The sequence below is a fragment of the Pseudolabrys sp. FHR47 genome, from assembly GCF_005153485.1.
GTDB lineage: Bacteria > Pseudomonadota > Alphaproteobacteria > Rhizobiales > Xanthobacteraceae > Pseudolabrys.
This window is the reverse complement of the sequence record NZ_CP039740.1, coordinates 2,144,616-2,167,068: the sequence shown is the minus strand read 5'-3', so window position 1 is coordinate 2,167,068 and position 22,453 is coordinate 2,144,616. Positions and strand designations below refer to the sequence as shown.

Below are 22,453 nucleotides of genomic sequence, written 5' to 3'. Positions count from 1 at the left end.
TGCCCATCGATCGCGCGCAATGCCGCTATGAACGTGGCGCCTAGGCGGCGCTGGCCTGAATCTGATCCGGCCCGGCCAGCGGCCCCATGGCGTCGTCGTTGCGCTTGAGCATCATTTCGAGCGAAGCGACTTCGACGCGGTTGCGGCCATTCTCCTTGGCGAAATACAGCGCGTGATCGGCTTGCGACAACAGCTCGGCAATATCCAACACGTCGCCATCGCAGTGCACAACGCCAATGCTCACGGTGGCGTTGACCGGCCGGCCGTCCACCGACTGCGCGACATGGGCGAAGGTTTCGCGCATGCGCTCAGCGACCGCCACCGCCTCGACGGACTTGATGTCGTACAGCACCGCGGCGAATTCCTCGCCGCCGATACGGCCGATCAGGTCGCTCGGACGAATGGTTTTCGTAGCCGTGGCGGTGAACACCTCCAGGACGCGGTCGCCAATGGCGTGGCCAAAACGATCGTTGATCGTTTTGAAGTGGTCGAGATCGACGAGCATGACCGCCGCGGGACGAGGATTGGCGATATGACGCTTGGCCATCTCGGCGGCGTCGTGCAGGAAGGCGCGGCGGTTGGCGATGCCGGTCAGTGGATCGACCATCGCCGCGGTACGGTGGCGCAGTTCGGTGCGCTCTTTGGCCATCGCCAGCAGGATGAAGGCGATGGAGATTGTGAACAGTAACGCCTCGAAACTCAAAACGGTCAACCAGACGCTGCCGAACATCTTGTCGGCGGTCATGGAGAACGGCAGCATCGCCACCATCGGCGTGCGCAACAGGAATAGCGCACCATGCGCGAACAGCATGAAAATAGCGGGCCAACGCGAAACCAGTTGCTCCTTGCGGCCGCGCCAGAACTCCCATGCCGTCAACCACGTGTATGTCGTGATGATGCCGGATGCGATCAGAGAGCGCGCCTCGATGGCATCGGTGAGCGCCGGCAGGCGGCTGACGAGCAGCCACAGCACCGCGCCGGTGACGAGATACACCGGTTCGACCGGCCGGCCATCGAATACCCGTGCGCCGGTCCAGGTGATGGCGAATGCAGTGAACAGAAGCGAGTTGGCCAGATCGATGGTGATGAAGTCCGGGGCCGATCCGTACATGCCGAACAGGACGATGGAGGCCGCGCGGATCAGATGGGCGAAGCCCCACCAGGCGACAGCGCGGATCGCCATGTTCTGGGCCCACGCGAACAGCAGCAGCAATCCGAGGATTGCTTCCACATAGATCGTGACCAGAAACAGCGTATTGACGTCGAGGTTCATCGGTGGTGGCGCCCCGTACTCAGGCGGGACCGTCAGCTCTGTTCAGGCCCCCTCCCACAAGTACCGCTTTGCCAGGAAAAAACTGGTGAACGCCGGTTGAAATGTGTGGCGAAGCGCAAACATGGTTTCGAACCCCTTGCCAGGAAGTTTCGATTTTTCGCCTCAACATGGCACCGCAGGCAATTCACACCAAAAGACCTCGCGAAATGGCAAAAATCCCCTCCCGGTACCGCCCAACTTGCCGCTCCGGGAGGCCTCCACTAGGCTCACCGCCGCTCCGCCAACCCTTGGAATGAGAATGCAAATTCGCAACGGCATCATCGACGCCATCGGCCATACCCCCCTGATCCGTCTCCGGCGCGCTTCTGAGGCCACCGGCTGTGAAATCCTTGGTAAAGCCGAGTTCATGAATCCGGGGGGCTCGGTGAAGGATCGCGCCGGCCGGCAGATGATCCTGGAGGCGGAAAAGCGCGGCGATCTGCGCCCCGGCGGCCTGGTGGTTGAATCGACTGCCGGCAACACCGGCATTGGCCTCGCCGTGGTCGCCGCTGCGCTCGGCTACCGAACTCTCATTGTCATCCCCGAGACGCAGAGCCAGGAAAAGAAAGACATGCTGCGGCTCGCCGGCGCCGAGCTCATCGAAGTGCCAGCCCTGCCCTTTGCCAATCCCAACAACTATCAGCATGTTGGCCGGCGCCTCGCCGAGGAATTGAGGAAGACGGAGAAGAACGGCGTCATCTTCGCCGACCAGTGGAACAACCTTGACAACAGCAAGGCGCATTACGTCTCGACCGGCCCGGAAATCTGGGAGGATACGGCCGGCAAGGTCGATGGTTTTATCTGCTCGGTCGGCTCGGGCGGCACGCTTGCCGGCGTGTCGATGTATCTGAAAGAGAAGAAGCCGGGCGTGACCATCGGCGTCGCCGATCCGCGCGGCGCCGCGATGTATCACTATTTCAAGGACGGCAAGCCGACCGTGACCGAAGGCGGCTCGATCACCGAAGGCATCGGGCTGGCGCGCGTCACCGCCATCGTCGAGCAGATGAAAGTAGATAAGGCCTATCTCATTCCCGATGACGAAGCGATCCCGGCCGTGTTCGACCTGCTCGAGCACGAAGGCCTGTGCGTCGGCGGCTCGACCGGCGTGAACATCGCCGGCGCCATCAGGCTGGCGAAGGATATGGGGCCCGGACACACCATCGTCACCGTATTGTGCGACGGCGGCGGGCGCTATCAGTCCAAGCTGTTCAATCCGGATTTCCTGCGCGCCAAAAACCTGCCGGTGCCGGAATGGCTGACGCGCAAGACCGACATCAAGCCGCCTTTTGTTTGAGAATTTGCGTTTGAGAATTTGCGTGTGAGGGCGCGATGCCGACGGACTGCCTGTTTCGTGAAGACTCCTACCTGAAGGATTGCGAGGCAACCGTCATCGCAATCACCGAACAAGGCGGCATCGTGCTGGACCGCACCGTCTTCTACGCCACTTCGGGCGGCCAGCCCGGCGACACCGGCACGCTGATTTTGGGTGACGGCACGCGGCTGCCGATCAGCACAGCCGTCTATATCGACGCGCAGAAGACCGAGATCGCACATGTCCCGGCGGACAGCGCGGCCTTGCCCATCCGCATCGGCGACGCCTTGCGTGCCGAAGTCGACTGGGAGCCGCGCTACGGCCGCATGAAAATTCATACGGCCCTTCATCTACTGTCAGTGGTACTGCCTTATCCGATCACCGGCGCGTCGGTCGGCAATACCGACGGCAGAGCGGACTTCAACATCCCCGACGCCGGCCACGACAAGGAAGCCATCGCCGCGAAGATTGCCGAGATGATCGCCACAGATGCCGCGGTCTCCAGCCGCTGGATCAGCGATGCCGAACTCGAAGCCAATCCGGGTCTCGTCAAATCGATGTCAGTCCGGCCGCCGATGGGCACCGGGCGGGTACGGTTGATCGAGATCGAGGGCCTCGACCTGCAGCCATGCGGCGGCACGCATGTGCGGCGCGTCGGCGAGATCGGCACGGTTGCCGTTACCGGTATCGAGAAAAAGGGCAAGCAGAACCGCCGCGTGCGTATTGCGTTAGTCTGATTCAGGAACGAACTGCGCATAACGCGCATTGACGACGATACTGAGGAAACGAACATGGCCGGAACACCCAGCAGCAAATGGCTCAAATCAACCGAATGGCTCGCGGGTGAATTGGGCAAGCCGAATGTCGCGATCGTGGACGGCTCCTATTTCCTCACGACCATGAAGCGCGACGGCAAGGCCGAGTATCTGCAGGGCCACATTCCCGGCGCGGTGTTCTTCGACATCAATGAAATCGCCGACGATTCAACCGATCTGCCGCATATGCTGGCCGGACCTGCGCGGTTCGCCGAGACTGTCGGCAAGCTCGGCATCTCCGAGACCGATACTATCGTCGTCTACGACGGTGTCGGCCTGTTCTCGGCGCCTCGCGTGTGGTGGAACTTCCGCATCATGGGCGCAAAGAACGTCTTCATCCTCGACGGCGGATTGCCGGCGTGGAAGACCGAGAACCGGCCGCTCGAAAGCGGCGAAGCCAAGCCCTCACCCAAGTCCTTCAAGGCCGACATGGCAACGGGCGCCGTCGCCATGACCGACGATGTGTCGATGGCGCTGAACGGCAAGGACATCCAGGTGGTCGACGCCCGGCCGGCCGGACGCTTCGCCGGGCGCGATCCGGAGCCGCGGCCCGGCCTGCGCCCCGGTCACATGCCGGGCGCGTTCAATGTGCCGTCGAGCGAGTTGATCGATAACGGCCGCCTCGCCACGCCGGACAAGATCAAGGCGGCGTTCGACAAGGCCGGCGTCGATACCGACAAGCCGATCATCACCACCTGCGGCTCCGGCGTCTCCGCGGTCATCCTGGCGCTGGGCTTAGAGGCCATCGGCAAGAAGCTGCCGCCGGTCTATGACGGCTCGTGGTCGGAATGGGGCGGCCGGCCGGATCTGCCGGTGGCGAAGGACTGACTCTTCGGACCGTAGCCCGGATGAGCGCAGCGAAATCCGGGACACCTTCCCCGCATTGCGCTTCGCTTCATGCGGGCTACGACCCCGATGCCGTCACTTCAGTGCAAAATCTGGCTGAGGAACAGCTTGGTGCGTTCGTGCTGCGGGTTCGAGAAGAACTCGTTCGGCGTGTTCATCTCCACGATCTGCCCGGCATCCATAAAGATCACGCGGTCGGCGACCTGACGGGCAAAGCCCATTTCGTGGGTCACGCACAGCATGGTCATGCCTTCCTCGGCCAGCGTCACCATGGTGTCGAGCACTTCCTTGACCATTTCCGGGTCGAGCGCCGACGTCGGCTCGTCGAACAGCATGATCTTCGGATTCATGCAGAGCGCGCGAGCGATGGCGACGCGCTGCTGCTGACCGCCGGACAACTGGCCCGGATACTTAAGAGCCTGTTCGGGGATCTTCACGCGCTTGAGATAGTGCATGGCGATCTCCTCGGCCTCACGCTTGGGCATTTTGCGCACCCAGATCGGCGCCAGCGTGCAGTTCTCGAGAATGGTCAGATGCGGGAACAGATTGAAGTGCTGGAACACCATGCCGACTTCGCGTCGCACCTCGTCGATCTTCTTGAGATCCTGAGTGAGTTCGACGCCGTCGACGATGATCTGTCCCTTCTGGTGTTCTTCCAGGTGATTGATGCAGCGGATCATGGTTGACTTACCCGAGCCGGACGGCCCGCAGATCACTATGCGCTCGCCGCCTTTGACCCGCAGGTTGATATCGCGCAGCACATGAAAATCGCCATACCACTTGTTCATGCCGATGATCTCGACCGCAATCGGATTGGACAATTGCGTCGGCTTGATCTTGAGCGTGGTCTCCGCCATCACGGCACCTCTTTGACAGTACAGTTCGTCGTTTCCGCTTCGCCGCGAAGGCTCAAGACCCTCGCGCCGTCAGTTCGTCAGCGCCGGTCCGCTTTTCGCAACCGCTTTTCGGTCGCCTGCGCATAGCGCGACATGCCGTAGCAGCAGATCAGATAGAAGATCGCCGCCACCACGTAGCCGGTCGGCGACGTGGACGGCGCCGCCCATTTGGGGTCGATGCGCGACACCTCGATGGTGCGCAACAGATCGAAGATGCCGACGATGAACACCAGGGTCGTATCCTTGAACAGACCGATATAGGTGTTCACGATATTCGGGATGGTGATCTTGAGCGCCTGCGGCAGCACGATCAGCCGCATCATCTGCCAATAGCCGAGGCCGACGGCCTGCGCCCCCTCGTACTGGCCTTTCGGGATCGCGGCGAGACCCGCGCGCACCACCTCGGCCATGTAGGCGGAGGCGAACATGGCGATACCGATCAGCGCGCGCAGCAGTTTGTCCGGCGAGATGTTCTCCGGCACGAACAGCGGCAACATCACGCTCGCCATGAACAGCACGGTGACGAGCGGCACGCCGCGCACGAACTCGATGAACATCACCGAGAACAGCTTGATAGCGGGCATTTTCGACTGGCGGCCAAGCGCAAGCAGGATGCCGATCGGCAGGGAGAACACGATGCCGACGGCGGACACAACGATCGTGACCAGAACGCCACCCCACAACACGGTGTCGATCTTGGGCAGCCCGATCAGCGGCCAGCCGCTCAGCAGGATGTAGGAGGCAATCGGTGTGACGATGAAGGAATAGACGACGCCCAGATCGCGGCGCGGCGCGTTGAGCCACAGCAGCCAGACGATCGCCACCGCCAGGATCACGAAGAAGACATCGACGCGCCAGCGCTCGGATATCGGATAGGAGCCGTAGATGAAATACGGCAGGCGCTCGAAGGCGAAGGGCCAGCAGGCACCCACGACCGGGCGCTGGGCCGTGATCAGACAGGCTTCGCGGTCGACGCCCGACCAGACGGCGTCGAACACCAGGAACCGCAGCATGTCGGGGATGATCCACGCCAGGAACAGTGCGATGAGAATCGTCAGCGCGATGTTGAACGGCGTCGAGAACAGGTTCTCGCGCAGCCATCCCACCGCACCCGTCATCGACGCCGGCGGCGGCTGCGGCTCGAGCGTGGTTTTTCGTACGAAATTGATCTGGGCAACGGCGAGATCGCCTTCGGACATCGTCATGACGCGGCCCTCACCGTTCCACCAGCTTCATGCGGCTGTTGTAGATGTTCATCAGGAACGACGTCGTGAGACTGATGGTGAGGTAGACCGCCATGGTGATGGCAACCACTTCCACCGCCTGCCCGGTCTGATTGAGCACGGTCCCGGTGAACACCTGCACCAGGTCGGGATAGCCGATCGCCACGGCCAGCGAGGAGTTCTTGGTCAGGTTGAGATACTGGCTGGTCAGCGGCGGAATGATCACGCGCATCGCCTGCGGTACGACGATGAGACGCAAAGTCGGCCCCGGCTTCATTCCCAGCGAATAGGCCGCCTCGGTCTGGCCGTGCGACACCGCGAGGATGCCGGCGCGCACCACCTCGGCGATGAAGGCCGCGGTGTAGATCGACAGGCCGAACAGCAAAGCGGCGAACTCGGGCACCACTTCGAGGCCGCCGGCGATGTTGAAACGTCCGGCCTGCGGAAAGTTGAATGACAGCGGCATGCCGGCGATCAAGTACACGATCAGCGGCAAGCCGATGATGAGGCCGAGCGAGGTGAGAAACACCGGCGCCTGCTGGCCGGTCTTCTCCTGACGCTTGCGGGCCCAGATGTGAAAGACGATCGAGCCGACGATACCGAGGAAGAAGACGATTTCGACGAAGCCGAATCCGGCCTGCGTCACCGGCGCCGGCAGGAACAGGCCGCGGTTGTTGAGGAAGATGCCGCCGGGAATTTTCACGCTCTCGCGCAGGTCCGGCAGTGCCTTGAGCACGGCGTTGTACCAGAACAGCAATTGCAGCAGCAGCGGCAGGTTGCGGATGATCTCGACATAGGCGGTGGCCGCCTTGTTGACGAGCCAGTTCTTCGACAACCGCGCAATGCCGACGATGAAGCCGAGGATGGTCGCGAAAATAATGCCGAGGCCGGCGACCAGCAGCGTATTGAGCAGGCCGACCCAGAAGGCACGGCCATAGGTCGACGTGTTGGAATAGGAGATCAGCGTTTGGCTGATATCGAAGCCGGCGATGTTGTCCCAGAAGCCGAAGCCGGACGCGATGCGGGCGCGCTGCAGATTCTCGACCGCATTCGAGGCGGCGCCGTAAACAAGCCCGGCGACAATCAGGCACAGAGCAACCTGATAGACAATGCTCCGTACCTTCGGGTCGTTGTAAAAAGGCACGCTTGCGGGGGGTGACCCCGCTTTCAACTCAATCGACATCTACCCCTCATCCGGGCTTTTCACGCAGCCCGTTTATTCGCCCGTGTCCTCGGCTCCTTTCGCAACGGTCTTCCCTCAAAGACTGCCGCGACCGAAACACTGGCTCACTCTGTCTGAGCCGCCGCGGAGACCCGGTCCGCGGCGGTTCAGTATCAGGCCCCTCTCGCGTCTTGCACGATCGGGTTAGCGGACCGGCGGCGCGTACTGCAGGCCGCCCTTGGTCCACAGCTTGTTGAGGCCGCGATCGATCTTGAGCGGCGAGCCGGCGCCGACGTTACGGTCGAACACCTCGCCGTAATTGCCGACCAGCTTGACGATCTTGTAGGCCCAGTCCTTCGACAGGCCGAGCTGTTCGCCGAAATTGCCTTCGGCGCCGAGCAGACGCTTGATGTCGGGGCTGTTCGACTTCAGCATTTCGTCGACGTTCTTCGAGGTGATGCCGAGTTCTTCGGCGTTCAGCATCGCGAAGTAGGTCCACTTGACGACGTCGAACCACTGGTCGTCGCCGTGACGCACGGCCGGGCCGAGCGGCTCCTTGGAGATGATTTCCGGCAGAACGATGTGGTCGGCCGAGTTGGCCAGACGCAGACGCTCGGCGTAGAGGCCCGAGGCATCGGTCGTGAAGGCATCGCAACGGCCGGAATCATAGGCCTTGATGGCCTCGTCCGACGACGCGAAGGTCACCGTCTTGAGCTTCATGTTGTTGGCGCGGAAGTAGTCGGCCAGGTTGAGTTCGGTGGTCGTGCCCTGCTGGACGCAGACCGACGCTTCGTTGAGCTCGAGCGCCGAATTCACCTTGAGCGCCTTGCGGACCATAAAGCCCTGGCCGTCGTAATAATTGACGCCGGCGAAGTTCAGGCCGAGCTGGGTGTCGCGCGACGAGGTCCAGGTCGTATTGCGGGCGAGCATGTCGACTTCGCCGGACTGCAGAGCCGTGAAGCGGTCCTTCGCCGACAGCGGAACGAACTTGACCTTGCTGGCGTCGCCGAGCACGGCAGCGGCAACGGCACGGCAGGTGTCGACGTCGAGGCCGGTCCATTTACCCTGCGCATCCGGCAGGCCGAAACCGGCGAGACCCGTGTTCGAACCGCAGTTGAGAATGCCGCGGTCCTTGACCTGCTTCAGCGTCTGAGCCGAAGCGCTCTGAACGGCGAATACAGCGGCCGTCAGGGCAACAATACTGAGAACTCGTTTCATCGTGCAGCCTCACTCATGCGTGTTGAATCGTTTTGAATCGATGGGATACATCGAGGGCTGGCTCGCATTTCCCCTCATCAAGTCGTCAAGGACACCGTGGCGCGCAATTAGCCATGGCTGTCCCGAAGCCATCCCCCCAAGCTGTGCTCCTGGCGGCATCACAGAACGATTGCGGCGCAAGGTCAAGGGTTTAAACACATTCGCGCTGCACAAAGCGGACCCGGCCTGCCTGTTAATGAGCAGGGAGTTGCATCATTTTTTCTCAAACCCGCGCGTGCAGAAGCAACCGACTGCGACAAATTCGCTATCCGGGGAATGCCATTATTCTTTCGTCGGAAGGCCGTGCGGCACGCCTCTCAGGCCGCCGCACCCTCGCCGCGGCCGCGCATGACGAATTGCAGGTTGCGAATATAGACAAAGACGCCGAAGGCCTGGCCAATGATGAAGACTGGATCTTTTCGATACAGCGCATAACCGAGCAGCATCAGACCGCCGCCGATCGAGAATACCCAGAACGCGGTCGGCACCACGCTCCTGCCGGCGCGCTCGGAGGCAATCCATTGCACGACGAAGCGCATGGCGAACAGAATCTGCGCGACATAGCCGATGATGACACCCCAGTCGGCGTTGCCGACGAAAACGTCATGCAGATAGCCGCCGACGGCGCTCGCGATATCGATCAACATGGATTGCTTCCCTCTTTCACAGGGCCGAATGCGAAGTCGTCATGACAACTTCGCGACACCCGCATCAGTCTTCGATGATGTCCGGAATTTTCTTACGGCGACGGATCAGCCACCAGACGCCGGCGAGATCGAGAATGCCAACCCACAGCCGGTCCCACATTCCGTAATTCGACACACCCGCGCCGCGCGGCCGGTCGATCACATCGACATAACCGATGCTCAACCCTTCGCGTTTGATGAGCGCGGGCATGAAGCGATGCAGGGCATCGAAATACGGCAGACGCAGATAGACGTCGCGGCGAAATGCCTTGAGGCCGCATCCGGTGTCGCGCGTGCCATCGCGCAGCACGGCGCCGCGTACCGCATTGGCGATACGCGATTGAAAGCGCTTGAAGCCGCCCTTGCGGCTCAGCCTTTGGCCGGCGACCAAACCAATGGTCGGCGCGCCATCGCGCAGCACCTTGAGCAGCGCCGGGATGAAGGCCGGATCGTTCTGCCCGTCGCCGTCGATGGTGACCACGACCGGCGCCCGCGCGGCGAAAACACCGCTGCGCACCGCGGCCGACTGGCCGCAGGACTGGCGGTGATGAACGCGGCGGAGGAATGGATGAAGCGCCATCAGGCGCTGGAGTTCGGCATCGGTACCGTCGGTCGAGCCGTCATTGACATAGACGATCTCGAACGGCTCCTTGCCGTCCAGCGCGGCGGCAATCTCGGCGACCAGCGGCGCGATATTGCCAGCCTCATTGCGGACCGGGACCACGACGGTAACGGCCGGCTCACTGCTGTTCATCTCTGCCGCTCACAACGCATTGATTTATCTGTCTATTTTTGAGAGCTCCGGTCCGCCCCGGCGTCAAACCCGCCTGCTGACCGAAGCCCGGCGCTGCTCTTTATTAAGCCAGCAGGTCGCGGGCAACTGCTTTGATCCGGCGCACCGACGGGCCGGGATACTGGACGATGTGCCCGTCCGGACCGATGGAGAAGCCTAGATGCAACGCCGCGAACCAGCGACGAACCAGTATCACCCCGACAATGCCGAAGGCAGCCCCGGCCATGACGTCGCTGACATAGTGGGCCCGGATGGCAACGCGGCTCATGGCGATGATGATGCCATAGACGAGCAAAGCGGTCCGAGCGCGGGGAAACAGCGTGCCGAACGCCGCCAGCGCGGCAAACGCCGTCGTTCCATGCCCTGACGGCAGGCTCGCGAAGGCCGGCGCCCAATGGAACGGATCGAAGAGAAATGGATTGATGGAGCCGCCCACGCCGGGCCGAGCCCGCCCGATCATGTTCTTGATCAGGCTCGCGACCAGCCCCGGCAATCCGATCGCCGCGAACAGGAATCCGGCGCGCACCATCACCGCGGCGAGAACAGCTTGTGACATCCGCGTCGTCGGGCGCGGCAGCACGGCGAGCGCCAGATAGAACAGCCCCAGCGGCCACAGCACCCAGGCACCCTTGCCGAAGTCGGTGACGAAATTGAACAGGTCGAGCAGCCAGACCGGTAGACGCTGTGCCACGCGGGCGGCGCCGGCGTCGATCAGGCCCATCACCGCAAGTGCGACCGCGAGCGCGACAGCGGCGCCGATCAGAACAGGCTTCGGCTCCTCGATCCACGGAAATGCCTTACGCCAGTCGATAGGCCGCGCGAGGCGACGGAAGGACGCGACAATATTGGTCGCAACACGCTGCACTACCTGCAAGGTGGTGCCTGTGGCAGTCATCGACGCACTCATGGCGCCGCCGAGTAAAAGACGGCCATCGAGAAACGTTTGCCGTTGCTGATGTTGAAGCCGTCGATCCGGTTACCGAGCGTGAAGCTCACATTAAGCGCATTGGCGCGCTGCACGAAGGCGCGTTCGCTGCGTGAGTCGATCAGCGCAAAGCGGCACGGTCCCTGATGAAGGAACTCGGCCGCCCCCGGACCGTCGGTGAATTTGGTTTCGGTACCGAGCAGGAAGACCAGGCTGGGCTCCTGGTAATTATAGGTCGAGGCCAGTTGCGGATGGACGCAGCCTTTGGCGCGTACCTCGCGCGCCACTAATTGGCTCGGGAACAGTGATGGCAGCATCGGGAACGTCACGGCGAAAACCGTAATCGCGATGAAAATCGACGACACCATGCCGCGCAGCAAGGCGCGCTCGGGGCCATCGACGGCGAACAGCCACCACGCGAATAGGCCGAAGATCGCCGCAGCAGCGGCAAACGGCCAGGCAATCAAGCCGAGGTCCTTGCTCATCATGACGAAGACGATCGGCACCGCGATTGCGATCGCGCTCGGCAAAAGGAACCAGCCGATGGTACCGTGCTCGATCCATTTGTTGCGCCATAGCACGTTCTTCTCGACGATCCCAGCGATCAAGATGGCGATGGCCGGATAAAGCGGCAGCACATAGTGCGGCAGCTTTGTCATCACCACCTCGAACACGATCCAAGACGGGATCACCCAGGCGAGCAGGAAACGCGCGCCTGGCTCGGCCCGCGCCTTCCAGATGGTCGGCGCCGCAAGACCGGCAAGTACTGATCCCGGCCAGAAGGTGATCCAGAACAGCAGGAAGTAGTAGCCGGGCGGCGCACCGTGCGCCTCCTGCCCGCTGGTCACCTTGGAGAGCATGTCGTCGCCGACCGACTTCATGAAGAAGTCGTCGCCTGATCTCATGACGATGGCGATGAACCATGGCGCCACCAGCAGCAGCATCCATAGGAAGCCGGTAAGCGGTCGCACCTCGCGCATCCAGCGCACCGAGCGATCCGCGATACCGAGCGCCAGCATCGTCAGCACGACGAACATCAGAACCAGCGGCCCCTTGATCAGGACACCGCCCGCGATCGCGGTCCACAGCAGCGCCGGCATTCGCCACGTGATCCTGTAGGACGCGTTTCGCCGCGTCGTGAGATAGATACGGGCGAGCGCGCCCATCGCCGCGACGCTCATGAAGAGCAGCATGGCGTCGGTCTTGGCGAGCCGCGCCTCGACACCCAGCAGGATCGACGTCGCCATCATCAGCGCCGCGAGCAGCGCGGTGCGCCGCGCGACGAAGGCTAGCGCGGCCCAGTAAGTCACGAGCACGGCGCCGATGGCGCCGAGCAATGAGGGAATCCGATACAGCCAGATGGTGGTCTGCGCGTCGCGAACGCCGAGCGCCTCGCCGGCCTTCACCGACGCGACCTGCAGCCAGTAGATGCCGACGGGCTTCTTGTAGCGGACCTCGTCCTGGAAGCGGATATCGACATACTCGCCGCGTTCGAGCATCTGCTTGGAGGCCTGCGCGAAGCGCGCCTCGTCGCGGTCAACCGGCGGAATCTGAAAAAATCCCGGAAGAAAGGCGAGCAACGACACCACCAGCAGCAGCGCAATCGCGCGCGCATGCGTCGCCGTCGCGGCATCGAGCACCGCGGACAGGCCGCGCGCCGGCGCGGGCGATGACGGCGCGTCGTCGGTGGTCGTACTCATGGGCCTTGATGCGGGACCGGGTTTTCGAGCGTGGACAATTCCACACTTGCGCCGCACCATAATGGGCGGAAAGCGCGCTGTCATGGCACGGAACGGCGCGATTGGTCGCGCGATTACCGGTTTCTGCGCACTATTGCAATCGGACCACAACGCTGTCGGCCGCACCGCGGGCGTCCATGACGGTCAGGCGGACGAATCCGGGGCCGTCAGGCCTCACGAAAAGGGTGCGGCGGTGCCCTGGGGCGCCGACCGGGACGCCATTGACCATGACCGTGAGCGGACCCGCCCCGCCGGCGATCTTCAGTGCCAGCGGATCGGGTTCGCCGCCGGAAGCCAGTTCGAGGCGGGCTCCGTGCGGCGGGAACATGATCCGCGGTGGCTCCGCTGCGGCGCCGTAAACCGAGCCGCTGAAACGCTGCAACGGGGGCGGCAACTTGGCGGAAGCGGCGAAAACCGCGCCCTTGGGCGCAGCCGCCAGTGGCACCGGCGTGGCACCGGAACGGGCAAAAGCATCGAACAGGATAGGCGCCGCGGCCGAGCGCCCGACCAGCCCCGGCACGGGCGCGCCATCCGGCCGCCCAACCCACACACCCATGGTCATCTGGCCGTCGAAACCGACCGCCCAGGCGTCGCGATAGCCGTAAGAGGTGCCGGTCTTGAAGGCGAGCCGGTTATGCGGCGCATTTTCCGGCGGCGGCGCGCCGACGAGGACATTGCCGACATACCAGGCCGCGACCGGATCCAGCAGCCGCCGCGCACTGCCGCCCGCCTGCCCGGCGCGCTCGATCAAAGGCGCGGCTTCGCCGCCGCGCGCCAGCCCGGCATAGAGCATGGTCAGATCGTTCAGCGTCACGCCGACACCGCCGAGCCCCATGGCGAGGCCCGGCGCTTCGCCCGACGGCAGCACCAGCGCCGCGCCGGCCTGCGTCAGGCGCGCGCTCAGCCGGTTGACGCCGACCTTGTCGAGCACGGCAATGGCCGGCACGTTGAGCGACAATTGCAGCGCGCGGCGCACGGTGACCGTGCCCTGGAACGTCAAATCGAAATTCTCCGGCGTGTAACCGCCATAACGTTGCGGCCGGTCATCGATCAACGTCTCGGGATGAATGAGGCCGTCCTCGAAGCCGAGGCCGTAGATGAACGGCTTGAGCGTCGAGCCCGGCGAGCGCAGCGCCGCCGTCATATCAACCTGGCCGGCGCGGCGCGCATCGAAGTAATCGGATGAGGCGACACGCGCTCTCACCTCGCCGGTTTGGTTATCGACGGCGAGGATAGCGACCGAGATGTCCGGCCCCAGCGCTTCGGCGCGTTCCTTCGCCAGGATTTGCAGCTTGGCCTGCAGCGGCTGGTCGATGGTCAGCCTGTGGATGCGTTGATCTGGTTCCGAGATAACGATGCGGTCGGCGGAATGCGGCGCGAACACCGGCATCGGCCGGCGTACCTGCGGCACCGCTTCAACCTTGGCGCGGGCGATCTCGTCGCGCGGCACTGCGCTGGCGGAAGCGACGCGGTCGAGCACACGGTCGCGCGCGGCCTGCGCGCGGTCGGCATGGCGGTCGGGCCGCCGCGACTCCGGTGACTGCGGTAGCGCCACCAGCAGCGCCGCTTCACCCAAAGTCAGCCGTTTCGGCTCCTTGCCGAAATAAGCGAGCGAAGCAGCGCGGATGCCTTCGAGGTTGCCGCCATAGGGCGCCAGCGTGAGATACAGCGACAGTATTTCCGGCTTGGACAGCGCATAGTCGAGTTGCAGCGCGCGCGTCACCTGCCGCAGCTTGGCGGTGAAGGTGCGGTGCTCGCGCGGCTCAAGCAGGCGCGCGACCTGCATGGTGAGGGTCGAGCCGCCCGACACGATCTGTCCGGTAGAGCCGAGCTGCCAGGCCGCGCGCAGCATGGCCAGCGGATCGACGCCGTGATGGTTGAGGAAGCGCTTGTCCTCGTAGGCGTAAAGCAATTTGAGAAAGCGCGGATCGACATCCTCGACGCTCGCCGGCAGCCGCCAGCGGCCTTCCTTGGTCGCGTAAGCGCGCAGCAGGCGGCCGTCGCGATCGAGCACGACATGGGAGAGTTCGATGTCCTTGCCGAGCGGCGCCGGACCGAGCGCGTAAACCCATACAGCGCATGCGATAGCGGCCAGCGCAACCGCGCTGGCGAACGCTGCAACGATGAGTTTGACGCGTTTCATCGCGCCGCCGTGACCTCCACGGTGCCGGTCGCGGTGCGGCCGAAGCGATCCGGCCGATACATGTCCTCGACCTTGGCCTGCGGCAGCACATAGCGGCCGGGCGACACCGCGCGCACCACATAGGCCGCGGTGAACACCGGCTTGTCGTTATCCGGCCGCCGCTCATAGGCCGCGGTAAAGCGGTCGTCGCGGAATTCCGTGCTCGCCGCCGCTGCACCGTCGGCGATCCAGCCGAGCGAGCCGGTATCGCCCGAGGACACCAGCTTCGGATTGTCGATCTCGAAGCCGGCCGGCAGATAATCGGCCACCATGATGCGGCCGAACTGCACTTGCGGCTCGGTCACCTTGAGCACGACGACGAAGCGGTCGTTCTGCTTCGCCTTGGACGGGTCGGCCGGCTCGCCGGCGAGCGTGTAGAAATTACGCTCGAGCTTGAAGCCGGATTCGGCCGCAGGCTCCGGCGTCAAAGGCGCGCCCGACACCGAGACCACGACCTGCACTGCGCCGTCGCCGCTGTTGGTGACGCGGAACGGCGCTGAGAGCTGGTCCGGGTTGAAGCGGCGATAATAAGCGCCCTTCTGCGCCGTGCCGTTCACATTGAGCGCGATGGCATTGAGCTCGCCCGCAAGCGCCTTCGCCGCCATCACCAGCCAGGCATCTTCCTGCGTCGAGGTCTGCTTGATGGCGGCGCGCGCACTGTCGATGCGCGCCACCGCCTGCGTGATCGTCGCCGCCGGCGCGTGACCTTCGGAGGCGAGGGTCACCAGGGCCGCGGCATCACGCAAGGCCGAGCCGAAGTCCTCGCGGCTGCTCTCCAGCGCCGGCTTGACCGGGATGGCGTCGAGCGCGGCGCGATAGACGCGGTCGGCGCGCGCCTTGTCACCCAGCATGGCGAGCGCGGCGGCTACTTGCGCCTTGGCGATCGGCGTCGCCAGTGCGCCGAGCTTGACGTCGGCAATGTAGCGCAGATCGCCGACCGGCGCCGCGCCGTTGCGCGCCAGCACATAGAACGCATAGGCCAGTTCACGGCCGCCGTTCTTGTCCGGCTCCGGCGCGGTGGCGACGTAATTGCGCAGCCGGTCGATGGCGAGCGTCATCGCAGTTTGCGGCACCTCGAACTTCTTCTCTCGCGCGCGGGTGAGGAAGTCGGTGATGTAGGCGTCCAGCCACGGATCGCCGCCGCCGACCGACCACAGCCCGAACGAACCGCTCGAACTCTGCCGCGCGGTCAGCCGCGCGATGGCGTCCCTGATGCGGGCATCGACGTCACCGTCGGGCGCGAGTCGCGCCTGCGCGGCGAGATCGTTGATATACAGCATCGCCACGGCGCGGCTGGCGATCTGCTCGGAGCAGCCGAACGGATAGCGGTCGAGCTGATTGAGCAAGGTCGCCGCATCGAGCGAGGTCGAGATCGCGACCGACAGGCCGGCGCGGCCGGTGCCCGGCACGAAATCGGCGAACACGTCGTTCGACAGAGTGAGCGTCTCGCCCTTGGCGAGCGAACGCACGGTGCGGCGCGTCAATATCTGCGTCGCCGGCCGCACATCGAGATTGTAGCTGCGCGCCAGTTTGAAGCCGTTCGGGCCCTCGACATTGACCACGACCGTGCTGGCGCCGGACCCCGAGGCCGAAACCGGTACCGACAGACGGCCCCTCGCCTTGGCGGCCAACGTCAGCGCCGGCGGCATGTCGCCTTCGCGCTTGACCGAGCCGGCGGTATCGACAGCCACTTTGTAGTCGCCGGCCGCGCCTTCGACATTGTCGAGCTCGACCTGCACGGTGCCGCGATCGCCCGTGCGCAGGAAGCGCGGCAAAGTCGCCGTCAGCACCACCGGGTCGCGCACCACGACATCGCCGGAAGCCTTGCCGATTTTGTCGTTGCTCCAGGCTACCGCCATGACGCGGACTGTGCCGGCGAAGGCCGGGATGTCGAACGAGACATTGGCGGTGCCGTCGGCGCCAACCGTGACGATGCCCGAATAGAGCGAGAGCGGCGCCTGCGCCGGCGGCGAGCCGGACAATTCGGCGCCACCCATGTCGCCGCCGGAGCGGATCTGGCCGCGCGCACCCTGCATACCGTCGATGAGCTGGCCGTAAAGATCGCGCACTTCGGCCGTCAGCCGGCGCTGACCGAGATAGTAATCGTCCGGCGCCGGCGGCTTGTAATTGGTGAGGTTGAGAATGCCGACGTCAACGGCGGCGACAACAATACGCGCCTGTTCGCCGGCGGCCAGGCCGCCAATCTTGATCGGGATGTTGAGCGCGCCCTCAGGTCGCATCATGCCGGGCAAGGTCATCGCAACATTGAGCGTGCGCTGAGCGCGGTCGATATTGAACCACTGCACGCCGATGGCCCGGCCGGGCATACGCTGCGCCGGCGCATCGAGCGGGCGGCGCAAGGTGGCAACGAGATAAGCGCCCGTGCCCCAGTCCTTGCCGACCGGCATCGCGACTTTCACGGTTCCGGCCGCAGTCACATCCTGCGACTGGCTCATGACCAGTTTGTCGGTGAACACATTGAGCGTCAGGCGGCCGGCGCTGCGCGCCGTCACCGCGACATTCATGATGTCGCCCGAGGCATAGCCGGGCTTGTCGAGCGCGACCTCGAGCAGATCTGGCGTGTCGGCGCTCGATTCCGCATAGAAGCCGGCATCGAACGACAGCGAGGTGATCATGCCGTTCGGGCTGCCGTCGGTCACTTCGAGGCGATAGCGGCCCCAATTGACCGGTAGCGACAGCTTGCCCGGCTGGGCGGCTGAAACGTCCACGGTGCCATTGGCGATGCGCTGCGTGCGCTTGACCGGCTCGTAGTTCCACTGGCCGTTCTGGCGATACCATTGATAGGTGGTCTCGACGCGCAGCAATTCGTATTTCAGGCCTTTGCGCTCGAGCCGCGCGCCGTCGGGCGCCGCGACGATGACGTCGAAGTCGGCGTTGGCGCCGTCCGCCAATGACAGTCCATTGAAGTTGGGCTTCACGCCGATCATGTCGCCGTCCGGTGCCACCGGCAGTGTCAGCTTGCGCTCGACGCCGCGCCCGCCCGACTCCAGCATGTCGATGGCAATCAGCGCCTCGAGCGGACGCGTCGTGTCCGGCAGATTGGCAAGTTCGACTGGCACGGTCGCCCTGCCCTTGTCGTCGGTCTGCGGCAGGTCGGTGAGTTCCTGCCGGTCCGGCGTCGCCGGCTCGTCATAAAGACCGAAGCGATAGCCGGGAAAGCCGGCACGCTCGGCCGCCGCCTGAATCGTCACCGCGCCGCTGAGGTCGAGGTTCGACGCCGCGGCGCCGTACAAGAAATGGCCGTCGACCGTGAGATCGATCGAGCCCTTGCGCGGGATCGCCTTGGCCTGGGTGGTCAGGTCGAACTCGATGCGGTCGGGCACATAGTCCTCGACCATGAAGGTGGTCTCGCCGACCGCCGGGCGCTTCGGATCGGTATAGGCGCGCACGCGCCAGGTGCCGGTCGAAGCGGTCGAGACGATCGGCACTTCGAGGCTGCGTCCTCCCAACCCTTGATCCGGCACCACAACCCGCTTGTAATCGACGCCGTCGGGCCGTTCGACCACGAGCGTCAGCGGCACAGTCGGAGCTGCCACACCGCGCGCATCGCGCAGCAGCGCTGTGACCGCCACGGTCTCGCCGCTGCGATAGACGCCGCGCTCTGTGTAGACGAAAGCATCGAGCCCGGCTGGCGTCGCGCGGCCGGCGACGCCGCGATCGGACAGATCGAAGGCGTTCGATTTGAGGCTCAGGAATGCATAGTCGTTCTTGCCGGATACCACGACAGCCGCCGGCGATTGCCCGCCCTCGCCGCGCGCAAGGCCGGCTTCGAAATGAACGCGGCCGTTGAAGTCCGTCGTCTTGGTCGCCAGCGTCTCGTTGTTGCGCGCCATCAGCCGAACTTCGACGCCATTCAGCGGCTGGGCGCTGGCCAGCGAATGCACGAAGACGTCGATGCCGTCTTGCCCCGAATAGGCGGTCAGGCCGAAGTCGGAGACGATGAACCACTGCGTCGGGGCCTGCTCGTAGTCGTTGGCGGCGATCGCATCCTTCGGCGTCGCCGTCATGGCATAGACGCCGGGCTTGAGGTCGGGCAGCGCTTCGTCGACAGGAAAGGCCGTGACGACTTCGGTGTTGAGCTTTTGCTCGACGGCGAGTTCGCCACTCCACACCTTGGTGCCGCGTTCGGAGCCGAGTTGCTCGCCCTCATAGGGGCTCAAATTACGCTGGAAGTCATAGCCCAGCACGGTGTCGATCAGATTGCGGTCGCCGATGCGATAGACCGTGAGCTTGACCGCCGAGGTGTTGACGCTGAGCACCGGAATGCCGCGCTGGCCGGTCTTGGGCAGCACGTAAGCCTTGCCGGAGAAACGCGCGAGCGGCTTGCGGTCGCGCACGAAGACCGTGAACTCGGCGGTGCGCGTCAGCGTCTCGTGCACGGTCGACGGCAGGCCGGCGCGGAGCGTAATCGCGTAGCGCTCGCCATGCTTGAGACCGTCGACGCAGAGCTGCTTGTCGGAAACCGAAATCGCCGGTCTGTCCTGCCCGGCGACGGCGACGAAGGGTGAGAAGTCGGTGCGCTTTTCCGGCAGCACCTCGGAGAACTGGAAGCAGGCGCGCGGCGACACCGCGTCGGAATCGACGCTGTAATCGAGCATGCGGAAACCATGCTCGACGCGCAGCCGCTCATACTGGCCGCGCAGCTCGGCGGTTTCGCGCAATTGCAACGCCAGCCGCATCGTATCGAGCGCCGGACGCCACTCCTTGCGGGCAGCGTAGGCCTGGCCGAGCACGGCAAGGCCGTCGGCCTCGGCCGCCGGCTGCGTCGCCCGCGTATAGGCGACATAGGCGGCCGTGGTGGCGCGTTCGTAAAGCGTTGCCTGCTCGTTCGGGTCGCGCGCGCGAATCTGCAAAACGGCGCGGGCGAGCCGCAGCCAGGCATCGGCGTCGTTCGGCGCGGCGGTGACCAACTGACCGAGCAGCAACATGCCGTTGCGCGCATCCTTTTTCGCAAAGGCAGCGTCGGCCTCGCGGCGCAGCACCTGCGGCGTCTTGGTGACGTTGCCGGCGTCCTGCTTGATCTGCTCTTCGAGCGTGATCGCAGCCTGGTCGAGATCGGGATTGGTGTAGGCCTTGTCGGCGGCGGTCGCGCCCAGAGCTGAAAGAACCAGGAACGCAGCGGTCAGTGCACCGGCAAAACCAGCGCGCAGCGGCCGTGACATGATGAAAGCCTCCCAAGGGGAATCCGGGCAAAGGGATTCGAACCCACTATCATTGCAGCGCCGGATGGTGTCGAGGACATGGCGGACGGCGCAGGGGCGCGGAAATTACGCTAGGCCGGCGCCTTTCCCACTGCTGTGCCGGCCATCACAGGCATGGGCCGCCAATGTCTGTCTCAAGTGATGGGTGAACACGATAAAACCAACCTAACAAATTGGAATATCGATGTTTTTTACCGCAAAAATTCCGGCGAGATCAGGCCCGGCAGCAGCAGCGATACCTTCGGCCAGACAATCACCAGCCCGAGCACCACGAGCATCGGTATCAGCATGATGGCGGTGTCCTTGATCGCATCGCGGATACGGATGCCGGCAATCGAACAGGCGATCATCAGGCACAGGCCGTAAGGCGGCGTAACCAGCCCAAAGGCCAGGGACACGATGCCGATCATGGCAAAGTGCACCGGGTCCATATGCACGCCCTTGGCCAGCGGCTCGAGGATCGGCGCGCAAATGATGATCGCGGGGATGGCGTCAAGGAAGCAGCCGACCACCAGGAACACGAGCGAGATGAAGAAGCCGGTAGCTATGAAGCCCATGCCCCAAGTGCTGACGCCGGCCAGGATCGCCTCCGGGATTTTGTAATAGGCCAGCAGCCAGCCGAACATGCTGGCGGTACCGACACAGAACAGCGCGATGCCGGCAAGCTTGCCGGTGTCGAGCAGCGCGCCGTAAAGCCCCTTCAGGTCCATCTCGCGATAGACCATGAGCGACAGTACGCCGGCATACAGCACGGCGATGCAGGCCGACTCGGTCGCGGTGAACCAGCCGAAGATCTTGCCGCCGATAATGATGGCCGGCGTCATCAGCGCCGGAATGGCGATCCAGGTTGCGCACAGGAGCTGCCGCCAGGTCTCGCGCGGATAGGTCGGATAGCCGCGCGCCTTGGCGTAAGCATGCACCGTCGCCATCTGCGCCAGGCCGATCAGCAGACCCGGCAGAATACCGGCCAGGAACAGCGCGCCGATCGACACAGTCAGAATGCCGCCCCACACGATCATCAGAATCGACGGCGGTACGATCACGGCCAGCACGGCGGAGACGGCGGTGATCGCGACCGAGAAGGACAGGTCGTAGCCCTCCTTCGTCTGGGCATCGATAAAGATCTTCGACTGACTGGCGGCGTCCGCCGTCGACGATCCGGAAATGCCGGCAAAGAACATCGACAGCACGACGTTGATCTGCGCGAGGCCCCCGGGGAAATGCCCGACCATGGCCCGCGACAATTTAAGCAGCCGGTCGGTGGTGCCGCCGACATTCATCAGATTGGCGGTAAGCAGGAAGAACGGCACCGCCAGCAGTATGAAGGAGTTGTAGGCATTGAAGGTCTCCTGCATCAGATTCATGGTGTCGAGCCGCGGCTCGATCGCCAGGATCGGCAGGCAGGCCAGTGCCAGCGCGAAGGCGACCGGCACCCGCAGGAACATGAACAGAAAGAAGCAGCCAAAGAGGATCAGCGCCGCCATTCCCGGCGACAGGACGGAACCGGTCACACGCTTCTCCCGAATGCTGTCTTGAAATCGCCGAGCATCTGCTCGCCGAGAAATACGAGCCAGGTCACGCCGGTCACGGGCCAGGCGACGTGGATATACCAGAGCGGCAGATCGGCCAGTTCCGACGTGCGGCGCCAGGCAAAACGCGTGAACTCGATCCCTGCATGGACGAACACGAGCGCGGCGACCAGAACGCCGAGCCGGCCCACAAGTCGAGCGAACGCCTCGCCGCGCGGCCGCAGTTGCGGCATGAGGTCAACCTCGAAATGCGTCGACTCCCGCACACCGATCATGGCGCCGATCATGATGGTCCAGATGAACATGAACCGTGCCATTTCCTCGGTCCAGATGTAGGCCGGGATCAGCTCGGTATAGCGCGAGAATATCTGCAGGCTGACGGGGATGATCAGCAGCCCGACCGTGATCGCGAGAAGCCACGACAACAGGGTCGCATAGGCGGCCGTGAAGCGGCGCCACGGACCGGGCGGCGCGTCCGCCTGAAACTCGCTCATGCTTCCCCCATTCCCACCAAAGTGCGCGGCCGGAGAGTGTCCCCGGCCGCGAACTCAGCA

At 64.1% G+C, this 22,453-nt stretch carries 16 protein-coding genes; 3 read left to right on the top strand and 13 right to left on the bottom strand.

Annotated features, from left to right (window positions below; all coding sequences use genetic code 11):
* Positions 1-40 precede the first annotated feature (40 nt).
* On the bottom strand, positions 41-1,273 hold the full coding sequence (locus tag E8Q40_RS10685; protein ID WP_137044476.1) for a GGDEF domain-containing protein: 1,233 nt from the start codon (positions 1,271-1,273) through the stop codon (positions 41-43).
* A gap of 298 nt (positions 1,274-1,571) precedes the next feature.
* Here E8Q40_RS10685 and E8Q40_RS10680 point away from each other — a divergent pair, with 298 nt between their 5' ends.
* From E8Q40_RS10680 to sseA, 3 genes are read left to right on the top strand one after another with little or no spacing between them, the layout of a single operon-like run.
* Positions 1,572-2,606, top strand: a complete 1,035-nt coding sequence (locus E8Q40_RS10680) for a cysteine synthase A (protein WP_137044474.1) — start codon at positions 1,572-1,574, stop codon at positions 2,604-2,606.
* Between the two features lie 35 nt (positions 2,607-2,641).
* Complete coding sequence (locus tag E8Q40_RS10675) at positions 2,642-3,361, top strand: alanyl-tRNA editing protein (RefSeq protein WP_137044472.1); 720 nt, start codon at positions 2,642-2,644, stop codon at positions 3,359-3,361.
* Between the two features lie 54 nt (positions 3,362-3,415).
* On the top strand, positions 3,416-4,267 hold the full coding sequence (gene sseA, locus E8Q40_RS10670; protein ID WP_137044470.1) for a 3-mercaptopyruvate sulfurtransferase: 852 nt from the start codon (positions 3,416-3,418) through the stop codon (positions 4,265-4,267).
* A 98-nt stretch (positions 4,268-4,365) separates the two neighbouring features.
* Here the strand turns inward: sseA and E8Q40_RS10665 are convergent, their stop codons facing one another.
* From E8Q40_RS10665 to E8Q40_RS10610, 12 genes are all read right to left on the bottom strand, one after another.
* Entirely contained in the window at positions 4,366-5,142 is a 777-nt protein-coding gene (locus tag E8Q40_RS10665) for an amino acid ABC transporter ATP-binding protein (RefSeq protein WP_137044468.1), read from the bottom strand.
* Positions 5,143-5,219: 77 nt separating this feature from the next.
* A complete protein-coding gene (locus tag E8Q40_RS10660; RefSeq protein ID WP_246663069.1) occupies positions 5,220-6,386 on the bottom strand; it encodes an amino acid ABC transporter permease in 1,167 nt (388 codons plus the stop codon).
* Between the two features lie 10 nt (positions 6,387-6,396).
* Complete coding sequence (locus tag E8Q40_RS10655; RefSeq protein WP_137044466.1) at positions 6,397-7,587, bottom strand: amino acid ABC transporter permease; 1,191 nt, start codon at positions 7,585-7,587, stop codon at positions 6,397-6,399.
* Positions 7,588-7,770: 183 nt separating this feature from the next.
* Positions 7,771-8,784 (bottom strand): amino acid ABC transporter substrate-binding protein, encoded by a 1,014-nt coding sequence (locus E8Q40_RS10650; RefSeq protein WP_137044465.1) that lies wholly within the window; start codon positions 8,782-8,784, stop codon positions 7,771-7,773.
* Between the two features lie 356 nt (positions 8,785-9,140).
* A complete protein-coding gene (locus tag E8Q40_RS10645) occupies positions 9,141-9,470 on the bottom strand; it encodes a lipid-A-disaccharide synthase N-terminal domain-containing protein (protein ID WP_137044463.1) in 330 nt (109 codons plus the stop codon).
* Positions 9,471-9,534: 64 nt separating this feature from the next.
* Positions 9,535-10,263, bottom strand: coding sequence for a glycosyltransferase family 2 protein (locus E8Q40_RS10640; protein ID WP_137044462.1), 729 nt, complete (start codon positions 10,261-10,263; stop codon positions 9,535-9,537).
* Positions 10,264-10,366: 103 nt separating this feature from the next.
* On the bottom strand, positions 10,367-11,197 hold the full coding sequence (locus tag E8Q40_RS10635; RefSeq protein WP_168197800.1) for a phosphatase PAP2 family protein: 831 nt from the start codon (positions 11,195-11,197) through the stop codon (positions 10,367-10,369).
* An 8-nt stretch (positions 11,198-11,205) separates the two neighbouring features.
* On the bottom strand, positions 11,206-12,927 hold the full coding sequence (locus E8Q40_RS10630; RefSeq protein ID WP_137044459.1) for a glycosyltransferase family 39 protein: 1,722 nt from the start codon (positions 12,925-12,927) through the stop codon (positions 11,206-11,208).
* Positions 12,928-13,057: 130 nt separating this feature from the next.
* Positions 13,058-15,109 carry a penicillin-binding protein 1C gene (gene pbpC / locus E8Q40_RS10625; protein WP_137044457.1) on the bottom strand — a complete coding sequence of 684 codons (2,052 nt, stop codon included), beginning with the start codon at positions 15,107-15,109 and terminating at the stop codon, positions 13,058-13,060.
* Entirely contained in the window at positions 15,106-20,331 is a 5,226-nt protein-coding gene (locus E8Q40_RS10620) for an alpha-2-macroglobulin (protein ID WP_137044455.1), read from the bottom strand. The genes pbpC and E8Q40_RS10620 overlap by 4 nt, the downstream gene beginning before the upstream one ends.
* 230 nt (positions 20,332-20,561) lie before the next feature.
* Complete coding sequence (locus E8Q40_RS10615) at positions 20,562-21,881, bottom strand: TRAP transporter large permease (RefSeq protein ID WP_137044453.1); 1,320 nt, start codon at positions 21,879-21,881, stop codon at positions 20,562-20,564.
* Positions 21,878-22,393 (bottom strand): TRAP transporter small permease, encoded by a 516-nt coding sequence (locus tag E8Q40_RS10610; protein WP_137044452.1) that lies wholly within the window; start codon positions 22,391-22,393, stop codon positions 21,878-21,880. The genes E8Q40_RS10615 and E8Q40_RS10610 overlap by 4 nt, the downstream gene beginning before the upstream one ends.
* Between the last annotated feature and the right edge of the window lie 60 nt (positions 22,394-22,453).